The sequence below is a fragment of the Psychrobacillus sp. FSL K6-1267 genome (genome assembly GCF_038003265.1).
Lineage (GTDB): Bacteria > Bacillota > Bacilli > Bacillales_A > Planococcaceae > Psychrobacillus > Psychrobacillus faecigallinarum.
This window is the reverse complement of the sequence record NZ_JBBOOR010000001.1, coordinates 695,424-720,514: the sequence shown is the minus strand read 5'-3', so window position 1 is coordinate 720,514 and position 25,091 is coordinate 695,424. Positions and strand designations below refer to the sequence as shown.

Annotated in this window: 19 protein-coding genes; 3 read left to right on the top strand and 16 right to left on the bottom strand. The window is 38.7% G+C overall.

The genetic code is table 11. From position 1 onward, the window contains the following. Nucleotides 1–60 precede the first annotated feature (60 nt). Nucleotides 61–1,164 (bottom strand): hypothetical protein, encoded by a 1,104-nt coding sequence (locus MHB55_RS03655; protein ID WP_340862615.1) that lies wholly within the window; start codon nt 1,162–1,164, stop codon nt 61–63. A gap of 211 nt (nt 1,165–1,375) precedes the next feature. Between MHB55_RS03655 and MHB55_RS03650 the strand changes: the two genes are divergently transcribed. Together MHB55_RS03650 and MHB55_RS03645 are read left to right on the top strand one after the other, a co-directional pair. Then, nucleotides 1,376–1,930, top strand: a complete 555-nt coding sequence (locus MHB55_RS03650) for a sigma-70 family RNA polymerase sigma factor (protein ID WP_144539704.1) — start codon at nt 1,376–1,378, stop codon at nt 1,928–1,930. Next, nucleotides 1,923–3,467, top strand: a complete 1,545-nt coding sequence (locus MHB55_RS03645; protein ID WP_340862614.1) for a hypothetical protein — start codon at nt 1,923–1,925, stop codon at nt 3,465–3,467. The genes MHB55_RS03650 and MHB55_RS03645 overlap by 8 nt, the downstream gene beginning before the upstream one ends. A gap of 75 nt (nt 3,468–3,542) precedes the next feature. On the opposite strand, the gene rho is transcribed toward MHB55_RS03645, so the two are convergent. The 6 genes from rho to MHB55_RS03615 all read right to left on the bottom strand — a co-directional run bounded on the left by rho (nt 3,543) and on the right by MHB55_RS03615 (nt 9,512). Further along, on the bottom strand, nt 3,543–4,826 hold the full coding sequence (rho, locus tag MHB55_RS03640; protein WP_144539708.1) for a transcription termination factor Rho: 1,284 nt from the start codon (nt 4,824–4,826) through the stop codon (nt 3,543–3,545). A gap of 115 nt (nt 4,827–4,941) precedes the next feature. Then, a complete protein-coding gene (gene glpX / locus MHB55_RS03635) occupies nt 4,942–5,904 on the bottom strand; it encodes a class II fructose-bisphosphatase (protein WP_144539710.1) in 963 nt (320 codons plus the stop codon). A gap of 122 nt (nt 5,905–6,026) precedes the next feature. Next, nucleotides 6,027–7,304 (bottom strand): UDP-N-acetylglucosamine 1-carboxyvinyltransferase, encoded by a 1,278-nt coding sequence (locus MHB55_RS03630; RefSeq protein ID WP_144539712.1) that lies wholly within the window; start codon nt 7,302–7,304, stop codon nt 6,027–6,029. A gap of 19 nt (nt 7,305–7,323) precedes the next feature. Then, complete coding sequence (fsa, locus tag MHB55_RS03625; RefSeq protein WP_144539714.1) at nt 7,324–7,971, bottom strand: fructose-6-phosphate aldolase; 648 nt, start codon at nt 7,969–7,971, stop codon at nt 7,324–7,326. Between the two features lie 128 nt (nt 7,972–8,099). Further along, the gene (locus MHB55_RS03620; protein ID WP_144539716.1) at nt 8,100–8,957 is read right to left on the bottom strand and encodes a class II fructose-bisphosphate aldolase; all 858 of its coding nucleotides are present in this window, start codon (nt 8,955–8,957) and stop codon (nt 8,100–8,102) included. Between the two features lie 198 nt (nt 8,958–9,155). Next, nucleotides 9,156–9,512, bottom strand: coding sequence for a response regulator (locus MHB55_RS03615; RefSeq protein ID WP_144539718.1), 357 nt, complete (start codon nt 9,510–9,512; stop codon nt 9,156–9,158). A 730-nt stretch (nt 9,513–10,242) separates the two neighbouring features. On the opposite strand from MHB55_RS03615, the gene MHB55_RS03610 reads away from it, so the two are divergent. After that, the gene (locus MHB55_RS03610; RefSeq protein WP_144539720.1) at nt 10,243–10,761 is read left to right on the top strand and encodes a DUF2529 family protein; all 519 of its coding nucleotides are present in this window, start codon (nt 10,243–10,245) and stop codon (nt 10,759–10,761) included. A gap of 454 nt (nt 10,762–11,215) precedes the next feature. Here MHB55_RS03610 and MHB55_RS03605 read toward each other — a convergent pair whose 3' ends face one another. The 9 genes from MHB55_RS03605 to MHB55_RS03565 all read right to left on the bottom strand — a co-directional run bounded on the left by MHB55_RS03605 (nt 11,216) and on the right by MHB55_RS03565 (nt 24,606). Then, a complete protein-coding gene (locus MHB55_RS03605) occupies nt 11,216–12,811 on the bottom strand; it encodes a CTP synthase (protein ID WP_144539722.1) in 1,596 nt (531 codons plus the stop codon). 144 nt (nt 12,812–12,955) lie between these two features. Beyond that, nucleotides 12,956–13,516, bottom strand: a complete 561-nt coding sequence (rpoE, locus tag MHB55_RS03600; RefSeq protein WP_191696666.1) for a DNA-directed RNA polymerase subunit delta — start codon at nt 13,514–13,516, stop codon at nt 12,956–12,958. A gap of 318 nt (nt 13,517–13,834) precedes the next feature. Further along, nucleotides 13,835–17,092 carry a fused isobutyryl-CoA mutase/GTPase IcmF gene (gene icmF, locus MHB55_RS03595; RefSeq protein ID WP_340862613.1) on the bottom strand — a complete coding sequence of 1,086 codons (3,258 nt, stop codon included), beginning with the start codon at nt 17,090–17,092 and terminating at the stop codon, nt 13,835–13,837. 51 nt (nt 17,093–17,143) lie between these two features. Further along, nucleotides 17,144–17,779, bottom strand: a complete 636-nt coding sequence (locus tag MHB55_RS03590) for a TetR/AcrR family transcriptional regulator (RefSeq protein ID WP_191696667.1) — start codon at nt 17,777–17,779, stop codon at nt 17,144–17,146. Between the two features lies 1 nt (nt 17,780). Beyond that, a complete protein-coding gene (locus tag MHB55_RS03585; RefSeq protein ID WP_151111380.1) occupies nt 17,781–18,920 on the bottom strand; it encodes an acyl-CoA dehydrogenase in 1,140 nt (379 codons plus the stop codon). A 158-nt stretch (nt 18,921–19,078) separates the two neighbouring features. Beyond that, nucleotides 19,079–20,215 carry an acyl-CoA dehydrogenase gene (locus MHB55_RS03580; RefSeq protein WP_340862612.1) on the bottom strand — a complete coding sequence of 379 codons (1,137 nt, stop codon included), beginning with the start codon at nt 20,213–20,215 and terminating at the stop codon, nt 19,079–19,081. Nucleotides 20,216–20,235: 20 nt separating this feature from the next. Beyond that, nucleotides 20,236–21,087, bottom strand: coding sequence for a 3-hydroxybutyryl-CoA dehydrogenase (locus tag MHB55_RS03575; RefSeq protein WP_144539732.1), 852 nt, complete (start codon nt 21,085–21,087; stop codon nt 20,236–20,238). Continuing rightward, the gene (locus MHB55_RS03570) at nt 21,084–22,292 is read right to left on the bottom strand and encodes an acetyl-CoA C-acetyltransferase (RefSeq protein WP_144539734.1); all 1,209 of its coding nucleotides are present in this window, start codon (nt 22,290–22,292) and stop codon (nt 21,084–21,086) included. The genes MHB55_RS03575 and MHB55_RS03570 overlap by 4 nt, the downstream gene beginning before the upstream one ends. Nucleotides 22,293–22,452: 160 nt before the next feature. Continuing rightward, on the bottom strand, nt 22,453–24,606 hold the full coding sequence (locus MHB55_RS03565) for a heterodisulfide reductase-related iron-sulfur binding cluster (protein ID WP_144539736.1): 2,154 nt from the start codon (nt 24,604–24,606) through the stop codon (nt 22,453–22,455). Between the last annotated feature and the right edge of the window lie 485 nt (nt 24,607–25,091).

The following is a 25,091-nucleotide window of genomic DNA, read 5'->3' as shown; positions in this document are numbered from 1 at the left end:
GTGCAGGCGAAAAAGTTTGCAGTATTTATTCTTATTCTTCATTTGTTAGCGATAACATAACTATTCCATCTTGTAATTTAAATAAGGAAAAGCATTATCAGATGCTGCATTTTCTAATTCCTTTAAGCATAGTGCTAATCTATTCTTAATCATCTCTTCATCGCCCATTTGTTGCCTCACCTTAGAATTTAAGACATCTTCATTTAATATCTCATAGTGCTCATAAGCCTCTAATAATATCCACAAGATGTATTCATCCAATAAATTCTTATAAAAATAATCATTGCCCTCTATATAGCCTTCAATAAAACCTTCTGCAATACGTGTCAATATATTTGAATACTGATTATAAGAGTGTTTTTTATATCTATCCGTATTTGAATAGGCTGGAAGAAGGAAGTTATAACAAAAAACGAAAAAACCAGCATATTTCATATCAAAATCTAATCTTGGATATGGATCAATAATAGAAAGGTTATCTATATTAAATATAATATTCTCTGGTGTTACATCTTGGTTGACCAGAGATATCTTTTGTGGGCATTTCCTTCTATCTTCTATTAATTTTAATATCATATTTCCAACTTTATCGCGATTATATGATAAATTGGTATCTTTCAACTTGTTTAATATTCTTATATAAAAGTCATTATCCATTTGCCAAATTTGACTTACTTCTTGTTGTAACTCTCCTTCAAGACGCTCACCATTCCATTCAAGATTGCCGTACCCATTTAAATCAGGATTTTTTCCGTGCATTATTTTAAGAAAGTTTCCGATTTTCTCTCCTACTTCAAATGCTTCAGAAAGTTCAAGGCTCTTAAAAGTTTTTTCACCACCCATATAACTTTCAATGTTAAAAACTAAGGAATCATCCATGTAATATTCATAGAAAGAAGGACTTATTAAATCCATACACTGATTTGCTTGTAAGTAATAAGCCTTTGCAGATTCATATTCAGTAATTAAGTCAATATCCTTAAAAGCTTGAATTTCCCCATAAGCTATCTTTTTCCTAACCCTTAGTACAAGGTCATCCTCGTTTTTCCTCTCTACCCTGTAGACCTTATGCCAAGCTCCCTCACCTAGTTCTGTAATACCTTCCATCTTTATATTTTCATTTTTAAATTTACCAATGATATTATCAATTTCAACCTTTTTCATTATTAGTTTCCTTTCTGGCAACAGTTTTTAGACTTGCCTCCGCCTCTGTTATTAAGTTCAATAAAACACTAGATAATCCTTCATGACTTTAGTTGAATAAAAATAATCATTTAATATTAAATAATAACCAGCTATAAAAACAAAACTCTGTGGTAAATTTCTTACAACCAAATAGAACTTGCTTCGTCTAACAATTGAAAGGGTGTAGAGGATGGTTCAAAAAGAAGATATAAAAGTGGAAGACAGAAGGGACATAAGTAGTGAGGAAAAACTTGAATGGTTAATGAATGAATTTGGTGAAAATGTAGCTCGTTTAGCATTCACTTATATGAAGCAGAAGCAACTCGCTGAAGATATTGCACAAGAAGTATTTATAAAATGTTACGAAAACCTAGACAACTTTCGTTATGAGTCTTCTTATAAGACATGGTTATACAGAATCACGGTGAACTTGTGTAAGGATAAGTTAAGAAGTTGGTCTTTTAGAAATATCGTCCTGACAGAATTTTTTTCAAAAACAAAGAGTACAAATAAATCGCCTGAAATGGAAATCATCAGTTTAGAAGATAAACAATTGATTTCTGAAAAAATTCTTTGCTTACCAGTGAAGTATCGAGAAATTGTTATTTTATATTATTACGAAGAGATGTCTTATAACCAAATCTCTGACTTATTAAATCTCAGCTTACAAACAATTAAGTCCAGACTACATAGGGCTCGACTTTTGTTAAAAAATTCACTAGAAGGGAGCAAAATAAATGGATAAGATATTTAAAAATATTACAGATAATATGAACCAAACTGTTTTAAAGGACATTGATTTTAATGAAAAAAATAAAGAAAAAGTAAGACAAGCAATAGAAAATAGAAAAAAGAAACGGTTTAATCTAAAGCCAACTATTCACTTTCTATTACCTCTAGGTGCAACCTGTCTGTTTTTTTTAGGAATAAGTTATTTTATTTTGAGTGAATTAGGGATTTTATCTACAGAAAACCAAACTGTTTTTTTAAATAACACCAGTGAGAATGTTTTAAATGTCCCAGAAAACGAAATGTCTTTTATTAAACCACCTGCCAAGGAAGAATCTTTTGAAGATATGACAAAAGAGGATGTTTTTTTAAAGATGTTAAATTCAGTAGATAATTTTGATACAGCAACCGGTAAATTTGTAAATTATGACATTTATGCTGATGATTCAGATAGTAAGGATATCACTGAGTTTAAAGTAAGTATAAAAAATGAAATTGGCGGCTATGAAAAAAGTACAAATTTATTTGACGAAAAATTGATTCAAGAAATCAATTATAATAACGAAAAAATTTGGATAAAATATAATGATACCAAGACTTATTTTGTCAATGACTATCAACAGGCACCAACTCAAGATGCGTTAACTCTTGAGGAAGCGCTTAGTATTAGCTTAAAAGATATATATAAATCTGATAACGATTTTAGGGAACGGCCACCAATCGGCGGATCAGGCATATCCTTATTCCCCTATGAAGAAGCCTCTATTTATTTAAGAAATATGAGTTTATGGGAAATTGAAAAACAAAATGAAGCATTGTTAGATCATAACACTATTGTTCTAAACGGAAAAATCGATGACCAAGTGAAAAGTCGATTTAACATGATAGGAACTATTGACACATTCCGTTTTTGGGTAGATAAAGATACTGGAATCTTAATTAAATACGAAACGTATGATATAAATGGTGAACTAGCTAGTTATCTTCATCCTGAATATTTAGTCGTGAATAGTGAGATTAATCTACAAGAATTTGTACCAAAACTAGATGGCTTTAAACCTTTCGTCAAAAAGGAATTTTTACACCCTGATCCAAAAGAAGAAGAAATAGAAATGGTAGCCCAAGCTGACGCTATTAAAGAAGATAGGGACGAAGTTCTGGAATTACTTCGTAAGGATTTACCTTTTTTATATGAATTCAATCATCCTGATCTTGAAATCTTCTCAGCAATGTATGAGAAATATCAAAACTTTAACCATGGGTATCTTACGTATACGTATAAGAATGACCTAGGTGTATTTTACCTACGAACATATCATAAAAATTCTCTTATTCGTACTACCAGTGATTTTGAAAAAGATAAGGGAGAAATGAAAGAAACTTTTACTGTAAACGGAATAGAATGGAGATCATATGAGCTAAGTAATCTTACAGGTACTCATTTCATTGGAAGCAAAGATGAATATATTTATGAGGTAGTGAGCCAAGTGAGCGGATCAGTTACTTATCAAGAGACAAAAGATTTGTTGGAATCTTTGAAGCCAATCAAATAAAAACGTTTAAAAGAGGGTCCTGACTAATGTCAGAACCCTCTTTTATTCTTACAGATATTTTACTGTATTTTAACTTTAAAGTGTTACTTTCCCGCTACGATGTGCTTTCATTTCTTCGGTTAATTGCTCGAAGAAGCCTTCGTTCGTTTTAGATTGACGAAGCTTTTTTAAGAAACGCTCTGCAAAATCGGAAGAATCTGAAAATGTTTTACGAATAGCCCATAGTTTATCCAACTGGTCTTTAGGTATAAGTAATTCTTCTTTTCTCGTTCCGGAGCGACGGATGTCAATCGCAGGGAAGATTCGGCGCTCGGCAAGACTACGGTCTAAGTGAAGCTCTAGATTACCTGTACCTTTAAATTCCTCATAAATAACTTCATCCATACGCGATCCAGTGTCTACTAAAGCAGTGGCTAGAATTGTTAAGCTTCCACCCTCTTCAATATTACGGGCAGCACCGAAGAAGCGTTTTGGACGGTGGAATGCCGCTGGGTCAATACCACCTGATAAAGTACGTCCGCTTGGCGGAATGACAAGGTTATAGGCACGCGCTAAACGAGTAATAGAATCCATTAGAATGATAACATCGCGTTTGTGTTCTACGAGACGCATAGCTCTTTCTAATACAAGCTCAGCAACCTTGACATGGTTTTCCGGTACTTCATCAAAGGTTGAGCTTACTACATCAGCTTTAACAGAACGCTCAATGTCCGTTACTTCCTCTGGACGCTCGTCTATCAACAGTACAATTAGCTCAGCATTTGGATGGTTCGTAGTAATTGCATTAGCAATCTCTTTAATCAACAATGTTTTCCCGGCTTTTGGTGGTGCCACGATCAGTCCACGTTGACCATATCCAACTGGTGCTACTAAATCCATAATTCTGGTAGATAGTTTCTCTGGTGTCGTTTCCAATTTGATATGACGATCGGGATACAAAGGTGTAAGCCCCGGAAAATGTACTCGCTCTTTTGCGATTTCTGGGTCTTCTCCATTCACAAGCTCTACATGAAGAAGTCCATAATATCGTTCACTTTCTTTTGGAGGACGTACTTTTCCAGTTACTTTGTCGCCATTACGCAAATCAAATCTTCTGATTTGTGAAGCTGAAATATAAATATCTTCAGAGCTAGGAGAATAGTTAATAGGTCGTAGGAAACCAAAGCCCTCCTGCTGAATAATTTCTAAGACACCTTCCATGAAGAAAAAGCCTTCTTGCTCTGCGCGAGACTTTAAGATTGCAAAAATAAGTTCTTTTTTTGATAATTTGCTATAAGCAGCTATTTTGTACTTGCGCGCGAGAGTATAGAGCTCTTTTAGCGTCATATTCTCTAATTCATTAATTGTTGTTTGTGTCATTAGCACGCACCACTCTTTACTATATTTTATTGTTTACTTTACTGGATTAAAAGGAAAGAAGTTTATTTAGAGGATACCCGATAGCGGACTATCGGGTATACAAAGAAGTTTAGTTTTATAGTACTAAATTCGGTTTTTTGTTTAAACTGTGACGGCCTTCTACGAAACGAATAGTTCCGGATTTCGCACGCATTACAATGGAATGGGTTGAACCAAAGGCACCCTTAAATTGTACTCCTCGAAGAAGCTCTCCATCAGTAACTCCAGTTGCAGCGAAGATTGCATCATCGCCTTTAACAAGGTCATTCATACGTAAAACCTTATTGACATCTAGCCCCATTTTCTTACATCTTTCAAGCTCTGCTTCATCTTGTGGGACAAGCTTACCTTGAATTTCTCCGCCTAAGCATTTTAATCCAACAGCTGAGATAACTCCTTCTGGAGCTCCACCCATGCCGAATAAGATATCTACGCCTGTATCGTCAAAAGCAGTGTTAATAGCTCCAGCGACATCTCCATCAGTGATTAACTTGATACGAGCCCCTGCAGCTCTAATTTCATCAATTATTTTTTGATGACGGTTGCGGCCTAAGATTGTAGCTACAACATCTTCAATATCTTTGTTTTTTGCACGTGCTACAGCACGTAAATTATCAAGTACAGATGCGTTTATGTCTACTTGGCCAACCGATTCAGGTCCTACTGCCAATTTTTCCATATACATATCTGGTGCATGAAGTAAATTTCCGCGATCTGCAATTGCTAGAACTGCTAAAGCATTCCAGCCTCCAGAAGCTACGATATTAGTACCCTCTAAAGGATCTACTGCTACATCGACTTGAGGACCTCCTGTGCCATGTCCAAGCTTTTCTCCAATGTATAACATTGGTGCTTCGTCCATCTCACCTTCCCCAATTACTACGACACCCTCCATTGGAATTGTGTCAAATACTGTTCGCATTGCAGTAGTTGCTGCATCATCTGCTTCATTCTTTAATCCGCGTCCCATCCATCGGGCAGATGCAATTGCGGCTGCTTCTGTTACTCGGACTAATTCCATTGATAAACTACGTTCCATTTAGTTTGTGCCTCCCGTTTTACGGTTTGTGTATAAATATACAACTTTGTTTCTTCCGATATCATTGTAGCATATTTGTCAAATAAGAAAAGAGGAGGTAAGGGTACCTCCATCCTTCAAATTTATCCTTTATTTACTTCAATTTCTTGAACTTCCACTCGTCTTATATCTGCTCCAAGACCTTGCAATTTCTCAATAAGTGAACTATATCCTCTATCAATATGATAGATATCTTGGATTTCAGTTTCACCTTCAGCTATCAGCCCTGCTAATACGAGAGCAGCACCTGCTCGAAGGTCACTAGCTCGGACAGTTGCGGCTTCAAGCTTAACAGGACCTGTTAAGACTGCAGTTCTACCATCCACTCGACCATTTGCATTCATTCGACGAAGCTCATCGATTTGTTTAAAACGTGCTGAGTATATGGAATCTGTAATAACAGAAGTACCCGCAGCCTGAGTTAACAATACTGAGAATGGTTGTTGCAAGTCTGTAGGAAAGCCTGGATACACGAGCGTCTTAACATCTACCGATTGTAAGTTTTCTGCTTTTGGTATAAAAATTTTCTCTTCCTGCTCTTCTACCGTAATACCTATTTCTCGCAGTTTGGCAGTTAATGCCTCAACATGGAAAGGAATAACATTATCAATGGTTACACCATCTCCTGCAATGGCCGCCATAATCATGAATGTCCCTGCCTCAATTCGATCAGGGATGATGGTGTGTTTTGTACCATGTAGTTCTTCTACCCCGTCAATGCGGATGACGTTCGTCCCTGCTCCCTTTATGTTAGCACCCATATTTGATAATAAAGTAGCAACATCAATAATCTCAGGCTCTTTTGCGGCATTTTCAATAATAGTTCTGCCTTTTGCAAGAACTGCAGCAAGCATAATATTAATAGTAGCACCAACGCTGACAACATCTAGATATATCTTAGAGCCTACTAGCTCGTCTGCTCTTAAATAGATTGCGCCATGCTCGTTGCTAACTTCTGCACCTAATGCCTCAAAGCCTTTAATATGCTGATCTATAGGTCTTGGGCCTAAATGACACCCTCCAGGAAGGCCAATTGCCGCTTTCTTAAATTTACCTAACATCACACCCATTAAGTAATAGGAAGCGCGTAATTTCTTTATATTTCCGTTAGGCATTGGCATATCTACCACATTAGTAGGGTCTATTACCATTGTCCCATTAGAGAAGGTCACTTTGGCTCCAACCTCTTCTAGAATTTCCTTTAATGTGAAAACATCTAATATTTCAGGTAAGCCTTCTATCGTAACAGGAGAATTCGCCATTAACGAAGCTGGTATAAGGGCTACTGCACTGTTTTTTGCACCACTTACTTTAATCGTGCCTCGGAGGCTCTTTCCTCCTTTTATTTTATAAACTTCCATAATGTTCTCCTTCGTGTTGTTACTCGCTTTTACGGTTATTCCAATCTGCTAAGAAACCTTCTATCCCCTTGTCAGTTAAAGGGTGATTGAAAAGCTGTTTTAAAACTTTAAATGGAGTAGTGGAAATATGTGCACCATTTAATGCTGCATCAGTAATATGTTGTGGATGTCTAATCGATGCAGCAATAATTTCTGTATCGATGTTATGAATGGAGAAAATAGTTGAGATTTTTGCTATTAATTCCATACCGTCATGGCCAATGTCGTCTAAACGACCCAAGAATGGGGATACATATGTTGCGCCTGCGCGTGCCGCCATTAAAGCTTGGTTTGCACTAAAGATAAGCGTTACATTCGTTTTGATGCCTTCTGAACGAAATACAGAGCAGGCCTTTAATCCTTCTGGTGTCATTGGAAGCTTTACCGTAATGTTTGGTGCAATGGCAGCTAATTCTCTACCTTCCTTAATCATACCTTCTGCATCTAGTGCAATAACCTCTGCACTTACAGAGCCATCTACTAAAGCTGTGATTTCACGTAAACGATCATGAAAAGAAATGTTTTCTTTTGCAACTAATGATGGGTTTGTTGTAACTCCAGAAATAACTCCCCATGAATGTGCTTCTTTAATTTCGTCAAAGTTTGCTGTATCGATAAAAAATTTCATATTAATAATATCCTCCTCATGATGGAAAAACAGGAGAAGGCTCTCTTTTTTAACTCTGTTTCTCAGATTCAAAGCCTAAGATAGAGCCTATAAGTCGAGCACTTCTCCTTTATATCTATTTATATTTCTTATGCTTTGTTAGAGCTTCCGAACTCACGCATTTTTCCAATTACGGTTGCTTTAATCGCATCACGCGCTGGAATTAAATATTTTCGTGGATCGTATTGGTGTTCATTTGCAGCCAAATACTCACGAATTGCTTTTGTAGCTGAAATTTGGTTTTCAGTATTAACATTAATTTTAGCAGTACCTAAAGAAATAGCACGAGTAATATCTTTTGTTGGGATCCCTGTACCACCATGTAGCACTAATGGTAAATCAGCTAACTTAGATATTTCCTCCATTTCTTTAAACCCTAAATTCGGTTCTCCTTTATATGGACCGTGTACAGAACCAAGAGCAGGAGCCAGACAGTCAATAGCAGTACGTTTAACTAGATCCGCACATTCAGTAGGGTCAGCATAAATAACTCCGTCAGCAATTACATCGTCTTCTTGCCCACCAACAGTCCCTAGCTCTGCTTCAACTGACACATTGTGAGCATGAGCGTATTCAACTACTTTTGAAGTAATCTCAACGTTTTCCTCGAAAGGATGGTGTGATGCGTCAATCATGACAGAAGTGAATCCAGCATCGATTGCAGCTTTACATTTTTCAAAGCTTGAACCATGGTCTAAGTGGATTGCAACTGGAACCGTAATATTATAGTCCACCATTAATCCTTTAACCATATGTACAACTGTAGTAAATCCACCCATGTACTTAGCTGCACCTTCGGAAACACCTAAAATAACAGGTGATTTTTCTTCTTCAGCTGCTTGTAAAATAGCTTGCGTGAATTCCAAGTTATTAATGTTGAATTGTCCAACTGCATAGCCTTCTTTTTTACCTTTTTCAAGCATCTCTTTCATTGAAACTAAAGCCATTGAAAAGGACCTCCTATATTTTAATTGTGCATCGTAAATATTATCAAAATGCTAAGTAGGACGCCCTACTAAACGATAGTTCATAATCTATTATGCCCTATTTGTTATCCGAAAAAACCGTTTAGAGGTAACCTGCTTATTTCCAACATTATCATAACAAAAACAGGCGATGTTTTCCACTGCCTGCTCATGTGCTTGTTATTTTAGTAAATTATTCACAGCGTCCCTTACTTCAAAGATATCAAAAGGCTTGGTAAAATAAAGTGAGGCACCTAAATCCATCGCTTCTTGAATGAGGTTTAACTCTCCATATGCCGTCATCATCATAATCGGTAGATCTGGAAACTCTTTTTTCATCTTTTTTAGAATTTGAATTCCGTCCATTCCTGGTATTTTCATATCTAGTAATACACCATTAATTGGTTTTTCTTCTACAAGCTTTAATGCCTCATAACCATTGGACGCTAAGCTAATTTCATATCCTTCTTGGGCAAACACCTCTTTTAAAAGCATTCGTATCCCAAGTTGATCATCTACAATCAATAAGTGTTTCATGAAGGAAGACCCCTTTTTTTACCGTATTTTCGCGTATTATAATATTCGCTATTAAACGTCGACTTTCCTCTTTCTTTCTTACAAATTTATTGTAAAAAGGATAAAAATCCCGTTTAAAGAGTACCTTATTAAAGACAAGAAAAGATAAAAATTTACGTAATGAACGAATATAGCATGGAATTTTTATCAATTAAGTTAAGCTGAGTAAGCATTTGCCACCAGTTTGCTCCTCACGTAACAACACAATCCCATTTACTTGTCGATGTAAATGTAAGCGTTTGCGCTTTTCTTGTTTGTCTAGCGCAAGCAGCCTTGCCCCTCGAGGTCAAATGAGTTAAAGCTCCGGTGGCTGAAGAGCTGCCTCCTCGCTTTCCCCCATTTGCTTGTCGGGGCAGATATAGGCGCTTGCGTTTTTCTTGGTTGTCTAGCGCAAGCAGCCTTGCCCCTCGAGGTCAAATGAGTTAAAGCTCCGGTGGCTGAAGAGCTACCTCCTCGCTTTCCCCCATTTGCTTGTCGGGGCAGATATAGGCGCTTGCGCTTTTCTTGGTTGTCTAGCGCAAGCAGCCTTGCCCCTCGAGGTCAAATGAGTTAAAGCTCCGGTGGCTGAAGAGCTGCCTCCTCGCTTCCCTCATTTGCTTGTCGGGGCAAACATAGGCGCTTGCGCTTTTATTGGACAAGTAGCTATAATGAAACCAAAAATTCTTATATAATAGTTGAGAGGTGAAATTAAATGAAAATGCTCACGACACAGCTTTCTGGACTATTTCAAAGAATTGCAAGTTCCGAGGAAGAAAATATAGACGACACAGCTCGTCTACTTGCACAAGCTGCAGCTGGTGAAGGAAAAATCTATTTTGCTTCATTTGAAGAGATGGAAAGTATTTCTATCAATGCAAAGTATGCAGCCGAACCATTTCCACGTATGGAGCAATGGAAGCCTGATATCACTTTGACAAGTGCAGATAGAGTATGGATTCTCACTCGTTCCTCTACAAATGAGGAAGCGCTAGCTCTTGCTAAGAAGTTAAATGAAAATTTTATCCCTTTTAGCGCTCTAGCTAGTGAACCGGCGGAAGAAGGAAATATGCTCTTTGACCTATCTTATACATATATTTCCTTGAAAATTACAAAAGGATTACTACCCGCAGATGATGGTTCTCGACTCGTTCAACCCCATGCTTTAGCTGGATTATTCATTTACGAGGCTGTTAAGTTACAGCTGGATGAAATGATTAAGGGAGAAGAATAAAGTATTATTTAGTGGAGGCTAGTTGAAAAAGCTAGCCTTCTTTTAATGCCATTTTTTAAGTTATCTCAAAGTCTATTTCCAATTTTATGTTCTTTTCACCGAAGTCTCACAACTAATTTTGGATAATAATTACACAAAATTAAGCGAGAATCTTAGTATGTATAAGTGTTCATCATCTACTTTATATGCCTTGTTTCTTTCTTAATTCCTCACTTTATTTAGTTTTTTTCATATTTATATCATAACTTAAAATACATAATTTTTACATTTAATTATTGAAATTTCGAATTATAAATTATCACTATTTTTATATAACATTACATATAAACCAATATTATCCTATTACTTAGCAATTCTCAATAGGACCTCTATACCGGACTTTTTATCCTATTAAAATGAATTATAAATAAAAAAATGCAGTTCGATTACTAGTCGAACTGCATTTTTCCAATTATTATTCTCCGACAGAAGCTTTAATAAATTCACGGAATAGTGGTTGTGGACGCTGAGGGCGTGACACAAATTCCGGATGGAACTGTGATGCTACGAAGAAAGGATGTTCAGAAAGCTCGATAATTTCGATTAAGCGACCATTTGGACTTGTCCCTGAGAATATAAATCCAGCAGCTTCGAATTGCTCACGGAACTCGTTATTGAACTCATAACGATGACGATGACGTTCATATACAAGTTCTTCTCCATATGCTTGTTGTGCCTTAGAGCCCGGCGTCAGCTTACATGGATACAATCCTAGACGAAGCGTACCACCTAGGTCCTCTACATCTTTTTGTTCTGGTAATAGGTCAATTATAGAATGCGGTGTACTTGGATCTAGCTCTGTTGAGTGTGCCCCCTCTAGGTTTAACACGTTACGAGCGTATTCAACTGTAGCTAATTGCATACCTAAACAAATTCCTAAGAAAGGTACTTTGTTCTCACGAGCAAATTTAATCGCAGAGATTTTCCCTTCTACTCCTCGATCACCAAATCCACCAGGAACAAGAATACCATCAACATCTGAAAGAATTTCAGCGACATTTTCATCATTCACATGCTCTGCATTTACCCAGTTGATTTCTACATCAGCATCAAAAGCATATCCAGCATGCTTCATTGCTTCTACAACAGAAATATAAGCATCTTGAAGCTCTACGTATTTACCTACTAGACCGATGCGTACTTTTTTGGATAAAGACTTAACTTGATCGACCAAACCAAGCCAATCTGTCATATCAGCTTCTGGTGTTTTTAGTTGGAAGTGATCCACAACAATTTGATCTAAATGCTGTGCTTGTAAGTTTAACGGAATTTCATATAGAGAGTCAGCATCAATACATTCGATTACTTCTTCTGGTTTAATATCACAGAACAATGCAATTTTATCCTTCATGTCTTGTGGTACAGGCATTTCTGAACGAACAACAATGACATTTGGTTGAATACCTAAGCTACGAAGTTCTTTTACACTGTGCTGAGTTGGTTTAGTTTTCATTTCACCAGCAGCCTTGATAAATGGAACTAGCGTACAGTGAATGTACATAACATTATTGCTTCCTACGTCACGTTTCATTTGGCGGATTGTCTCAAGGAAAGGAAGTGATTCAATATCTCCTACTGTTCCACCGATCTCTGTTATAACGATGTCAGCTTGAGTTTCTCTAGCAGCAAGGAATAAACGTTCTTTAATTTCGTTTGTAATATGTGGAATAACTTGTACAGTTCCACCATTGTAATCGCCACGACGCTCTTTTCTAAGAACAGAGGAATACACTTTTCCTGTTGTAATATTAGAATATTTATTGAGATTAATGTCGATAAAACGTTCGTAGTGACCTAAGTCTAAGTCAGTTTCCGCTCCATCATCAGTTACGAATACTTCTCCATGCTGATAAGGACTCATTGTCCCAGGATCTAGATTGATATAAGGATCAAATTTTTGAATAGTAATTTTCAATCCTCTATTTTTTAACAAACGCCCAAGAGACGCGGCTGTAATACCTTTACCAAGTGAAGATACAACCCCACCAGTAACAAAAATAAATTTAGTCATTGTCGTTCCTCCTATATATGGTGTACCAAATAATAAAAGCGCTCCTCCTGCTGGTTTTAGCAGGGGAGCGCGTATGCACATGAGTACGTCTCTTCAAAAAGAGCCCAATAAAATCTTATAGCGTTTAGATTAAGAAGTCAAGGATTATTCTTCGTCTTCATCCTCTTCGTCTAGTTCCTCATCATCTATGATTTCGAATTCATCATCATCCTCATCAATCAGGTCTTCCTCGATAACGTCTACTTCATCGATTTCCTCTTCTACAAAATCGATTGCAACGTCATCCTCTTCATCGTCATCATCATCGTCGTCGTCTTCAGTAAATTCATCGAATTCCTCTTCAAAGATGATTTCATCTTCATCCAAGTCATCAAGATCGTCTAAATCATCCACTGCTTTTGCTTTCTTCTTACGTACTTTTACTGTAGGAGCAGTTTCTTCCTCAATTTGTTCCACTGGGTACCATTCTCTTAGGCCCCATTGATTTTCAGCAATCGCAAGGAAGCGTCCGTCAATATTCATATCTGTGTAAAATTGTGGCTTACGAGCTGCCATTTCCTCATCTGTAAAGCCGTTCAAATTTTGAATTTCATCGAAAAGCTCCGTTAATGTCATCGAGTTTTTCTTATCTTCTAGTATGGCAAAACCAATATCTATTAATGATTCTTCTTGTAGTTGTGCTGTTGTCATTTCACGAAAATTCAAATCGTGCACGTCCTTTCTGTTTCCGCTTGCATACTTTCCATTATATACAAACAATTATGTTATATGCTACATTCATTTATTCTTTTTGAAAAGAGATATTTTCCTACCAACTATAGAAAACAAATAAAAAGAAAGCAAGAGTAAAGGTATAGAGGCGAGTCTTTTATTATACAGCCAAATTGTTGTTAAGAGGAGAACAATTATAACCATCATTTGTACCGTTTTTTTCATAACACTTCTCCTCTACGACTTAATAAATACATTATACTAAAGAATATAATAAAAAAGTGTCTCTAATATACTTAGAGACACTTTTTTTTACATATTTCGACGGTATTGCCCTCCAACCTCGTAAAGAGCATTAGTAATTTGACCTAGACTCGCCTTTTGAACAGTGCTCATTAGCTCTTCAAAAATATTTCCACCACTCATCGCTACCTGCTTCAAACGGTTCAACGAGTTTTGAACGTCTGCTTCATGCTTGAGTTGGAAATCTTGAAGATTCTTAATCTGGGTTTCTTTTTCCTCTTTTGAAGCACGGGCTAGCTCCATATTGTTAATGTCATCCTCAGATGCCGGATTTGGGTTTAAATAAGTATTCACTCCGATAATTGGCAGTTCACCTGTGTGCTTCTTCATTTCATAGTACATAGACTCTTCTTGAATTTTTCCACGTTGATACTGAGTCTCCATGGCACCAAGTACTCCTCCACGATCATTAATGCGATCGAACTCAGCAAGTACTGCCTCTTCTACTATATCCGTCAGCTCATCTACAACAAATGATCCTTGTAAAGAGTTTTCGTTTTTCGACAAACCATGCTCTTTCGTAATAATCATCTGTATAGCCATCGCACGACGTACAGATTCCTCTGTTGGAGTCGTAATTGCTTCATCGTACGCATTGGTGTGTAAAGAGTTACAGTTATCTTGCAATGCCATCAAAGCTTGAAGAGTCGTGCGGATATCGTTGAAATCTATTTCCTGCGCATGAAGACTTCTGCCCGATGTTTGAACATGGTATTTTAACTTTTGGCTGCGTTCGTTGGCACCATACTTCTCACGCATGACGACTGCCCAAATACGACGTGCCACTCGACCAATTACTGTATATTCTGGATCAAGCCCATTTGAGAAGAAGAATGATAGATTCGGTGCAAAGTCGTCAATATTCATACCACGGCTCAAATAATATTCCACATACGTGAATCCATTCGCGAGCGTGAAGGCTAGCTGTGAAATAGGATTTGCTCCGGCTTCAGCAATATGATACCCAGAGATTGAAACAGAGTAATAATTACGAACCTTTTGGTCAATAAAATATTGTTGAATATCACCCATCATGCGAAGTGCAAATTCCGTAGAGAATATACAAGTATTTTGACCTTGGTCTTCTTTTAGAATGTCCGCCTGTACAGTCCCACGAACTACTTGCAGTGTCGCTTCTTTAACCTGAGTAAATTCCTCTACAGTCAAGGTTCTACCTAGCTCCTCTTCCTTTAGGCGAACTTGCTGATCGATTGCAGTGTTCATAAACATTGCCAAAATGATTGGAGCCGGACCATTGATGGTCATCGATACGGATGTAGATGGCGCACATAAATCGAAGCCAGCATATAGCTTCTTCATATCCTCTAACGTACAGATGCTGACCCCTGACTCTCCAACTTTTCCGTAAATATCAGGTCTGTAGTCTGGGTCTTCCCCGTATAATGTTACAGAATCAAAGGCTGTAGATAGTCGCTTCGCATCGTCATCCTTTGATAAGTAATGGAAGCGACGGTTTGTACGCTCTGGTGTTCCTTCTCCTGCAAATTGACGCTTTGGATCCTCTCCTTCTCTTCGGAAAGGAAAAACTCCAGCGGTATATGGAAATGAGCCAGGCACATTCTCTTTATATACCCATTTTAAAATCTCCCCGTAATCGACAAATTTCGGTAGAGCTACTTTAGGAATTTTCAAGCCTGATAGGCTTTCCGTACGAAGAATCGTACGAATCTCTTTATCTCGAATCTTCGTAACGAATTCGTCTCCTGCATATGCATCCTTCAAAGCATGCCAATTTTCTAGAATACGTTTAGATTCTGCTGATAATTCATCTTTAATGCCCGCTGCTAAAGACTCTAAAGATTGAATCAATGCATCCTCCGTTCCTTTTTTCTTTACCTCATCAATAGCGCCTTCTAATTGGAATAGCCTTCTCGCAAACTCAACCTGCTCTTCTGATTTCTTATGATAGCCTCTCACCGTATCTGTGATTTCACGCAAATAATAGCGACGATCGTTAGGAATGATGACATTTTGCTTTTGTGTTTTTATAAATTGCTCATACGAGGTTTCCCAATCAGTTCCCATTTTTTTATTTACGGTTTCAATCAATGCTGCAAATAATGAGTTAGTCCCCTTATCATTGAACTGGCTAGCAATTGTACCGTAAACAGGCATTTTATCCAGTTCTTCATCCCAAAGCTCGTGGCTGCGTTGATACTGCTTTTGGACCTGTCTTAATGCATCCTCTGAGCCCTTGCGTTCGAATTTATTGATAACGATTAAATCGGCATAATCTATCATATCGATTTTTTCTAATTGAGAAGGTGCCCCGAACTCACTTGTCATGACGTACATGGAAAGATCCGAAACGTTTGTAATTTCTGCGTCACCTTGCCCTATTCCACTTGTTTCAACAATTATTAAATCATAGCCTGCGACCTTCACTACATCGAGTACATCTGCAATTGCACCAGACAGCTCCGTTCGCGATCCACGAGTCGCCAAGCTTCTCATGAATACTCTATTATTGAAGATGGCATTCATACGGATACGGTCTCCCAGAAGTGCCCCACCGGTTTTTTGCTTTGTTGGATCAATAGATAGAACCGCTATTTTCTTGTCTGGTAATTCTTGTAGAAAACGACGGATCAGCTCATCTGTCAAAGAACTTTTCCCTGCACCACCAGTGCCAGTAATCCCCAAAACCGGTGTTCCTTTTGACAAACCTTTTGCCTGTTCTAGCATACTAGTAGTGTCTTGTTCTCCAGTTTGATAGGCTTCTTCTGCTAGCGTAATTAGATGTGCAAGTACTTCTGGATTTTCCGTTGTCACGTTTTCTATTGCTTCCTTTGCGCCTGAAGCTTTCGTAGGTACGTCACATTCCATCAGCATTTGATTGATCATTCCCTGTAACCCTAGCTTACGGCCATCCTCAGGTGAGAATATGCCGGAAATTCCGTAATCCTGTAACTCTTTTATTTCCTTTGGAATGATTACTCCGCCGCCGCCACCAAATATACGAATATGTGGTGCGCCCCTTTCCGCAAGTAAATCCTTCATATATTTAAAATACTCGACATGTCCTCCCTGATAGGAAGAGATGGCAATCCCTTGAACATCCTCTTGAATAGCGGCATTAACTACCTCTTCAACCGAGCGATTATGCCCTAAGTGGATAACCTCTGCTCCGCTCGCCTGTAAAATGCGACGCATAATATTGATGGATGCATCATGCCCGTCAAAAAGGCTCGACGCCGTTACAAAACGAACATGATTTTTTGGACGATATACTTCTACCTTAGACATGTTGTTCCTCCTTGTTTGTATGAACATTTCTTATGAACTTAGGACTGACACTTAAATGATGTCCTTCGCATTACCCATCCCACTGAGTAATAATTGCACTTGTAAATCTGTAAATTGTTCAATTGAAAATTCCTTGCGGAGAGCCCATCTTCTAAAAGCCCACATTTGCCCTTGAACGACCAATGTATGAGCGTAAAGCTTAGCCTGTTCTCCGGTCAACTTAAGCTCCCCACCTTGAATACAGCCAACAATAATCTTGTGGAAGATTTCCACCATTTCCAGTTCCTTGAGTAATACATATTCGAGCGCTTGCTTTGGTAAGGATTTAGATTCCTGGTACATGACAACGAACTCATCCGACATATCATCTATCACCCCATAATAGTGATGAATCGCATTTCGTAAGTCCTCGATTGTACCGTTCTCAGGTTGGAATTTGGATAGCCTCTCGTGTACCTCATGATAAATGCTATCGCATACTAAATAGAGGACATCCTCCTTAGTACGGATATATTCATACAGCGTCCCAATACTGAAACCGGCTTCCTTCGCAATTTCTCTAGTAGTAGTACGATGAAAACCTTTCTGTTTGAATAAAGTCACCGCAGCTCGAATCATTTGCTGGCGTCTTTTTTCAATAAGATTACCGTCCTTTACAGAGGTCAGTACTTCGTGTTTTTTATCCATGCTACTTAGTCAACATACGAGAGATGACAAGACGCTGAATTTCTTGAGTACCCTCATAAATTTGAGTTATTTTTGCATCACGCATAAAACGCTCTACTGGGTAATCCTTTGTATATCCGTATCCACCATACACTTGAACAGCTTCAGTTGTTACCTTCATCGCTGTGTCTCCTGCCATCAGCTTCGCCATAGCAGACTCCTTCCCATAGGAAAGACCATTAGATTCTAACCATGCTGCTTGATAGGTCAGTAAACGAGAGGCTTCAATGGAAGTTGCCATGTCTGCTAATTTGAATGATACTCCTTGGTTAGCAGCAATCGGTTTACCAAACTGTACACGTTCCTTTGCGTAGCTAACAGAAGCATCTAAAGCACCCTGTGCAATACCAACTGCTTGAGCAGCAATCCCGTTGCGACCACCGTCTAATGTTTTCATCGCAATGATAAAACCTTCTCCTTCTTGGCCTAGTAAGTTTTCTTTAGGCACTCGGCAGTTATCAAAGATTATTTCTGTTGTAGGTGATGAACGAATCCCTAGCTTCTTCTCTTTCTTCCCTACTGAGAACCCTTCAAAGTCAGCTTCCACAATAAATGCACTAGTTCCCTTATGCTTAGATTCTGGATCAGTCACTGCAAATACAACATAGATATCGGCAATTCCACCGTTTGTAATGAAGATTTTAGATCCATTTAACACATAATGATCGCCATCTAATTTAGCGGTTGTTCTCATACCACCAGCATCAGACCCTGAACCTGCTTCTGTTAAACCATAGCCACCGATTTTCGTTCCTTCTGCCATCGGACGAAGGTATTTTTGCTTTTGCTCTTCGTTACCGTACTTGAAAATTGGCCATCCAGCTAAAGATGTGTGAGCTGAAAGAGTTACACCTGTCGATGCACATACTCGAGATAATTCCTCCACTGCGATACAGTACGCCAGATAATCTGAACCGATTCCACCGTACTCCTCTGGCCACGGAATCCCTGTTAAGCCAAGCTCAGCCATTTTGTCAAAAATTTCACGGTCAAAGCGCTCTTCTTCATCACGTTCTGCAGCTGTTGGAGCCACTTCTTTCACTGCAAAATCGCGTACCATTTTACGAATCATTTCATGCTCTTCTGTTAGTTGAAAATTCATTTGAACATTCCGCCTTTTGATTTGATTTAGTTTTTGTGATTCATAGGTTAGTTTAGGTTTTGTGATATTCCATTTACTATTTGAGACTTTCAGTTTGGGTTTGGTGACAATTTGTTTTTTGTGATGTTCAAACCCTAATTTATAGCAACCATCTATTATTAATTCATCAAGTGCTTGCTAATTACGATTCGCTGAATTTCACTTGTGCCCTCATATATTTCGGTAATCTTTGCATCACGGAAGTAACGCTCTACTGGATAATCCTCCGTGTAGCCGTAGCCTCCGAATACTTGAACCGCTTCGATTGCTACATCTACTGCTGTTTTGGATGCGAATAGTTTGGCCATAGATGCCTCTTTTCCACAAGGGAGTCCCTTATCTCGCATACTTGCAGCACGGTAAACTAGTAATCTAGACGCTTCTACTGCTGTCCCCATGTCAGCTAGTTTGAAGCCTACTCCTTGGTTGGCTGCAATTGGCTTGCCGAATTGAATACGCTCCTTAGCGTAGCCTACTGCTGCTTCAAAGGCAGCTTCTGCAATACCTAGTGCTTGGGTAGCAATACCAATACGGCCAGTGTTTAAGTTGGCCATAGCTATTTTGAAGCCTTCTCCCTCTTCCCCTAGTAGGTTTTCAACTGGGATTTTCATATCTTCAAAGGTGATTTGAACCGTTCTTGAGCCATGTAAGCCCATTTTTTGCTCATCTTTTCCGATGATAAAACCAGATGTATCTTTCTCCACGATAAATGCAGAGATTCCTCGGGAACCTTGTGTAGCATCTGTGGAAGCGAATACGATATAAACGTCTGCCTCTCCGCCATTCGTGATGAATACCTTTGAGCCATTAATCACATATTCATCACCTTTTTTGACTGCCTTCGTTTTAAGAGCTCCTGCATCTGAGCCAGCAGATGGTTCTGTTAAACAAAATGCACCTAAATATTCTCCGGCAGCAAGCTTTGGAATATATTTTTGTTTTTGCTCCTCATTTCCAAAATAAAGAATTGGATTTGTGCCTACTGACGTGTGGACAGAAAGGATAACCCCTACAACTGCACTCACCTTTGATAATTCATTGATGGCGATGACGTAACTAGTAAAATCCATCTCCGAGCCACCATATTTTTCTGGGATTGTGATTCCCATCAATCCAAGCTCTCCCATTTTTTTAATAATCTCGCGCGGGAACTCCCCTTGCTCCATACGTTCTATAAATGGCTCAATTTCGGTTTTTGCAAAATCACGGACCATGTTGCGCATCATTAGTTGTTCTTCTGTGAAATGTAAATCCATCGATTAATCCCCTTTGTTTGTTATTCGTATATGTAGAAGCCTCTACCAGTTTTCTTACCTAACCATCCAGCTTTCACATATTTACGTAATAACGGGCATGGTCGATACTTGCTGTCTCCAAAGCCGTCGTGAAGAACTTCCATAATGTACAGGCAAGTGTCTAGACCAATAAAGTCAGCTAGCTGAAGAGGACCCATCGGATGATTCATCCCCATCTTCATCACGTCATCAATTGCCTCCTTCGTTGCTACGCCTTCATATAACGTATAAATTGCCTCGTTAATCATTGGCATCAATACACGATTAGCAACAAAACCTGGGAAGTCATTTACCTCTACAGGAACCTTATTTAGCTTTTTCGTCATTTCTTCAATGGCCATATAAATATCATCATTAGTTGCAAGGCCTCGAATAATTTCTACTAGCTTCATTACTGGAACTGGATTCATAAAATGCATTCCAATTACTTGCTCTGGACGATTTGTTGCTGCTGCAATTTCTGTAATCGGCAGAGAGGAAGTGTTTGTCGCTAAAATTGTATGTGCTGGTGTTATCTCATCTAGCTGTTTAAAAATAGATTGCTTGATTTCCATATTTTCGACTGCTGCTTCAATAACTATGTCTACGTCATTTGCATCCTCTAGGGAAAGTGATTTCGTGATTTTATTTAAAATGACTTGTTTTTCGTCCTCTGTCATTCTTCCCTTTTCCACATTTCGAGAGAGGTTCTTTGTAATTGTTTGAAGTCCACGATCAAAGAATTTCTCTTCACGATCATTAAGCTTCACTTCATATCCTGCCTGTGCACAGACCTGCGCTATTCCAGACCCCATTTGTCCTGCTCCGATTACCATTACCTTTTGAATGTTCATGCTAGATTCCCTCCTGTTTTTGGAACTTCAATCATGATGGCATCTCCTTGGCCGCCGCCAGAACAAATGGCTGCAATTCCAATTCCTCCGCCTCTGCGTTTCAACTCGTATGCTAACGTCAAAATGATACGAGCTCCTGACGCTCCAATCGGGTGTCCTAAGGCTACTGCTCCACCATTGACATTAACCTTGCTCTCATCAAGTCCGGCAATTTGACTGCTTACTAAAGCGACTGCAGCAAAAGCTTCATTTATCTCAAATAAATCAATCTCTTCAATTGTTTTTCCAGTCTTCTCTAGTAGACTATTAATAACAATACCAGGCGTTTGTGGAAAGTTTTCCGGTTCAATTGCAATTGCAGTGTGTCCAACTACATATGCTAAAGGCTCTTTTCCAAGCTCTTTTGCTTTATCCTCATTTGTTAAAACAAGTGCACAAGCTCCATCATTTACCCCAGGTGCGTTACCTGCCGTGATAGACCCATCCTTACCAAACGCTGGTTTTAGTTTGGCAAGTGATTCAACAGAGGTATCTGTCCGAGGTGCCTCGTCTTGGTCTACGACTATTGGTTCACCTTTTCTCTGTGGAATTTCAACAGGTACGATTTCTTCCGCAAATAAACCTTCTTCAATTGCTTTCAAGGCTAAGCTATGGCTTCTAAAAGACCACTCATCTTGCTTTTCACGAGATAATTCAAATGCTTCTGCAGTAGAATTTCCGTAAGTCCCCATATGGACGCGCTTTGGATGAAATGAACAGGATAGACCGTCATAAATCATCCCATCTACCATTTGCCCATCACCCATTCTTAATCCGAATCTGCCCTTTGGTAAATAGTAAGGAGCGTTAGACATAGATTCCATTCCCCCAGCAACGATCACTTCTTCGTCCCCTAAACGAATGATTTGATCTGCCAGTGTTACACTACGCATTCCAGAGGCACAAACCTTGTTAATCGTTTCTGTTTGAACTGCCCATGGGATTCCTGCCTTGTTGGCTGCCTGTCGGGAAGGAATTTGTCCTTGACCAGCCTGTAAAACTGTTCCCATGATTACTTCATCCACTTGCTCTGGGCTCACGCCTGCTTTTGCAAGTGCTTCTTTTATAACGACTCCACCTAAATCAGAAGCATTTAAAGTGCTTAGCGCTCCTCCAAACTTTCCAAAAGCTGTTCGTGCTCCATCCAAAATTACTGTTTTCGTCAATACAGCCACCCCTTTGATTTGTATGCGCTTTCAACATCTATAAAAAATAAAAATTACTGACTGAACGCTCGCTCGACTTATATTGTTAAGAAAAGGGAGTGTTTCCACTCCCTGCCTCAATTACTTTTAGTTTACTTAAAGTAATTGAGGTTGGCAATTATTATTGAACATTTTGTTCTTCGTTTACTTCTTCTATTTCGGTCATTGACTCACCAAAGATTGATTTTTCTAGAAGCTCTGCAATATCATATGTTCCAACTGTGTCTTCTACTTCCTTAGCCTTTGTACCATCTGATAGCATCGTCAAGCAATAAGGACATCCCGAAGAGATAACTGTTGGGTTTACATCTAACGCTTGTTCTGTACGAGCAACGTTTACGCGGTTACCCACATGCTCCTCCATCCACATTAAACCTCCACCAGCTCCACAGCACATTCCGCTTTCACGGTTACGTGCCATTTCCACTAGCTTCACACCAGGGATAGATTTCAGAATTTCACGAGGTGCATCGTACACATCGTTATAACGTCCCAAATAACAAGAGTCATGGAAGGTGATTGTTTCATTTACTTCATATTTTGGTTTTAAGCGACCAGACATTACTAAATCGTAAAGCAACTCAGTATGGTGTAGAACTTCTCCACTCCAGCCAAAATCACCGTATTCATTTTTGAAAATATTATATGCATGAGGATCGATTGTGACTATTTTCGTTACCTCTGCCTTTTCAAATTCTTTAATATTCGCTGCCGCAAGCTCTTGGAACATAAATTCGTTCCCTAGTCGGCGCGGTGTGTCTCCCGAGTTCTTTTCTTTATTACCAAGAATCGCAAACTTCACTCCTGCCTCGTTCATCAAGTGAGCGAATGATAAAGCAATTTTTTGAGAGCGGTTGTCAAAGGATCCCATAGATCCAACCCAGAATAGATATTCAAACTCTTCCCCAGCTTTGGATACTTCTTTTACTGTTGGAATGTGAAGATCTGGACGAGCATCTCTCCAATTTTCTTTTTCTTTACGGTTAAGACCCCATGGATTACCCTGACGTTCAATGTTTGTCATCGCACGTTGTGCATCCGGGTTTACTTTACCTTCTGTCATTACTAAATAACGACGAAGGTCTATTATTTTATCTACATGCTCGTTCATAACTGGGCATTGATCTTCACAGTTACGGCAAGTCGTACAAGCCCAAATTTCTTCCTCAGTAATTACATCCCCGATTAATGATGGGCTATAAATATCTTCAATTACAGCACCTTCTGCGCCAGCTGCCATTGCCAACTGGTTTCCTTTTGTACCTTTGAACGCAAGAGCTGGAACCCATGGCTTTTGTTTTGTTTCTACTGCTCCAGTAAATGTTAAATGATCACGTAGCTTCACAATTAAATCCATTGGAGATAGCATTTTACCTGTTCCTGTTGCGGGACACATATTCGTACAACGACCACATTCTACACATGCATAGAAATCAATCATTTGCGCTTGTGTAAAGTCTTGAACACGTCCAACACCAAAGACTGGCATTTCTTCCTCATCCGCTTCTTCGTCCTCTTCCTCTTCAAAGTTAATCGGACGTAGTCTGCCTACTTTGTCTAAACGATGGAAGTAAACGTTAGCAGGACCAGTGATTAAGTGGAAATGCTTAGATTGTGGAATATAAACTAAGAACGTTAATAGGAACAATAAATGTACCCACCACATTACAAAGAACACAGTGATTGCCGCAGCCTCCGGAATTGCTTGGAAAACGGTTGCAATAGCAGATGCTACAGGCTCACTCCATGTTGCCTCATGACCGTGCCAAATCATTCCCATACCATTACCGATTAATACTGAAACCATTAGTCCACCGATGAAAATAAGTACTAAACCATTTTTCCATCCACGTTTTAAACGGACTAGCTTTTCAACATAACGACGATAGAACGCCCAAATTACTGCAACTAAGATTGTTAGTGTTACAATCTCCTGGAAGAATGTAAATGCTGGATATAGTGGTCCTAGCGGTAAATGCGAATCTGGTGCTAGTCCCTTCCATATAAAATCGATTGCTCCAAATTGTACAAGGATGAAGCCATAGAAGAACATGACATGGATTGCTCCACTTTTCTTGTCTTTCAGTAGCTTCTTTTGCCCAAAAACATACACCCAAATTTTTCTAAGTCTTTCCTTCACATTGTCTTCAAACTCAACTTTTTTCCCCAATTTAATGTATGCATACCTTGTTCGTAGTAGATATACAAATAGATAGGACGCATACAGTACTACTCCGATGAATAACACCCAGTTTGCGATTAACAACGGATTCATCCCTTTTCCCCCTCTAAGATGTGCCTAATTAATAATAGAATAACATTATAATAGAATTATATGAATTAATACAATATTAAAACTGAATGAGCATTCAGTCAATAGCAAATTAAAGAATAATTGCTAAAATGAAAAATATTTTAATATAAGGATTAGATTAATTGGTTTATTAGTTAAAGGTTAGGCTGGAATAAGAAAAGGTTAGGTAGATCCTCTCTGAGGTATTTACCCATGTATAAATTCTAGAAAGGCTTGGGGAAAAGTATGATGGATTTTCGCTTTAGTCGGACGCTTTCCGTGGGGGAGCGATTAGCCATCACCTTCGCTTGCGCGTCGTTTGTGATGGCTTATCTTTCTCCCTCCTCCCACTGGAGTCGCCGACTGCCGCTGCAATCAACTTTTGGATAAATGGTTGTGTTTGAATAAAAACTATTTTTGTTTAACTAATTCCATTTAAGAGATAATTCAACAAATACACTTCCTAA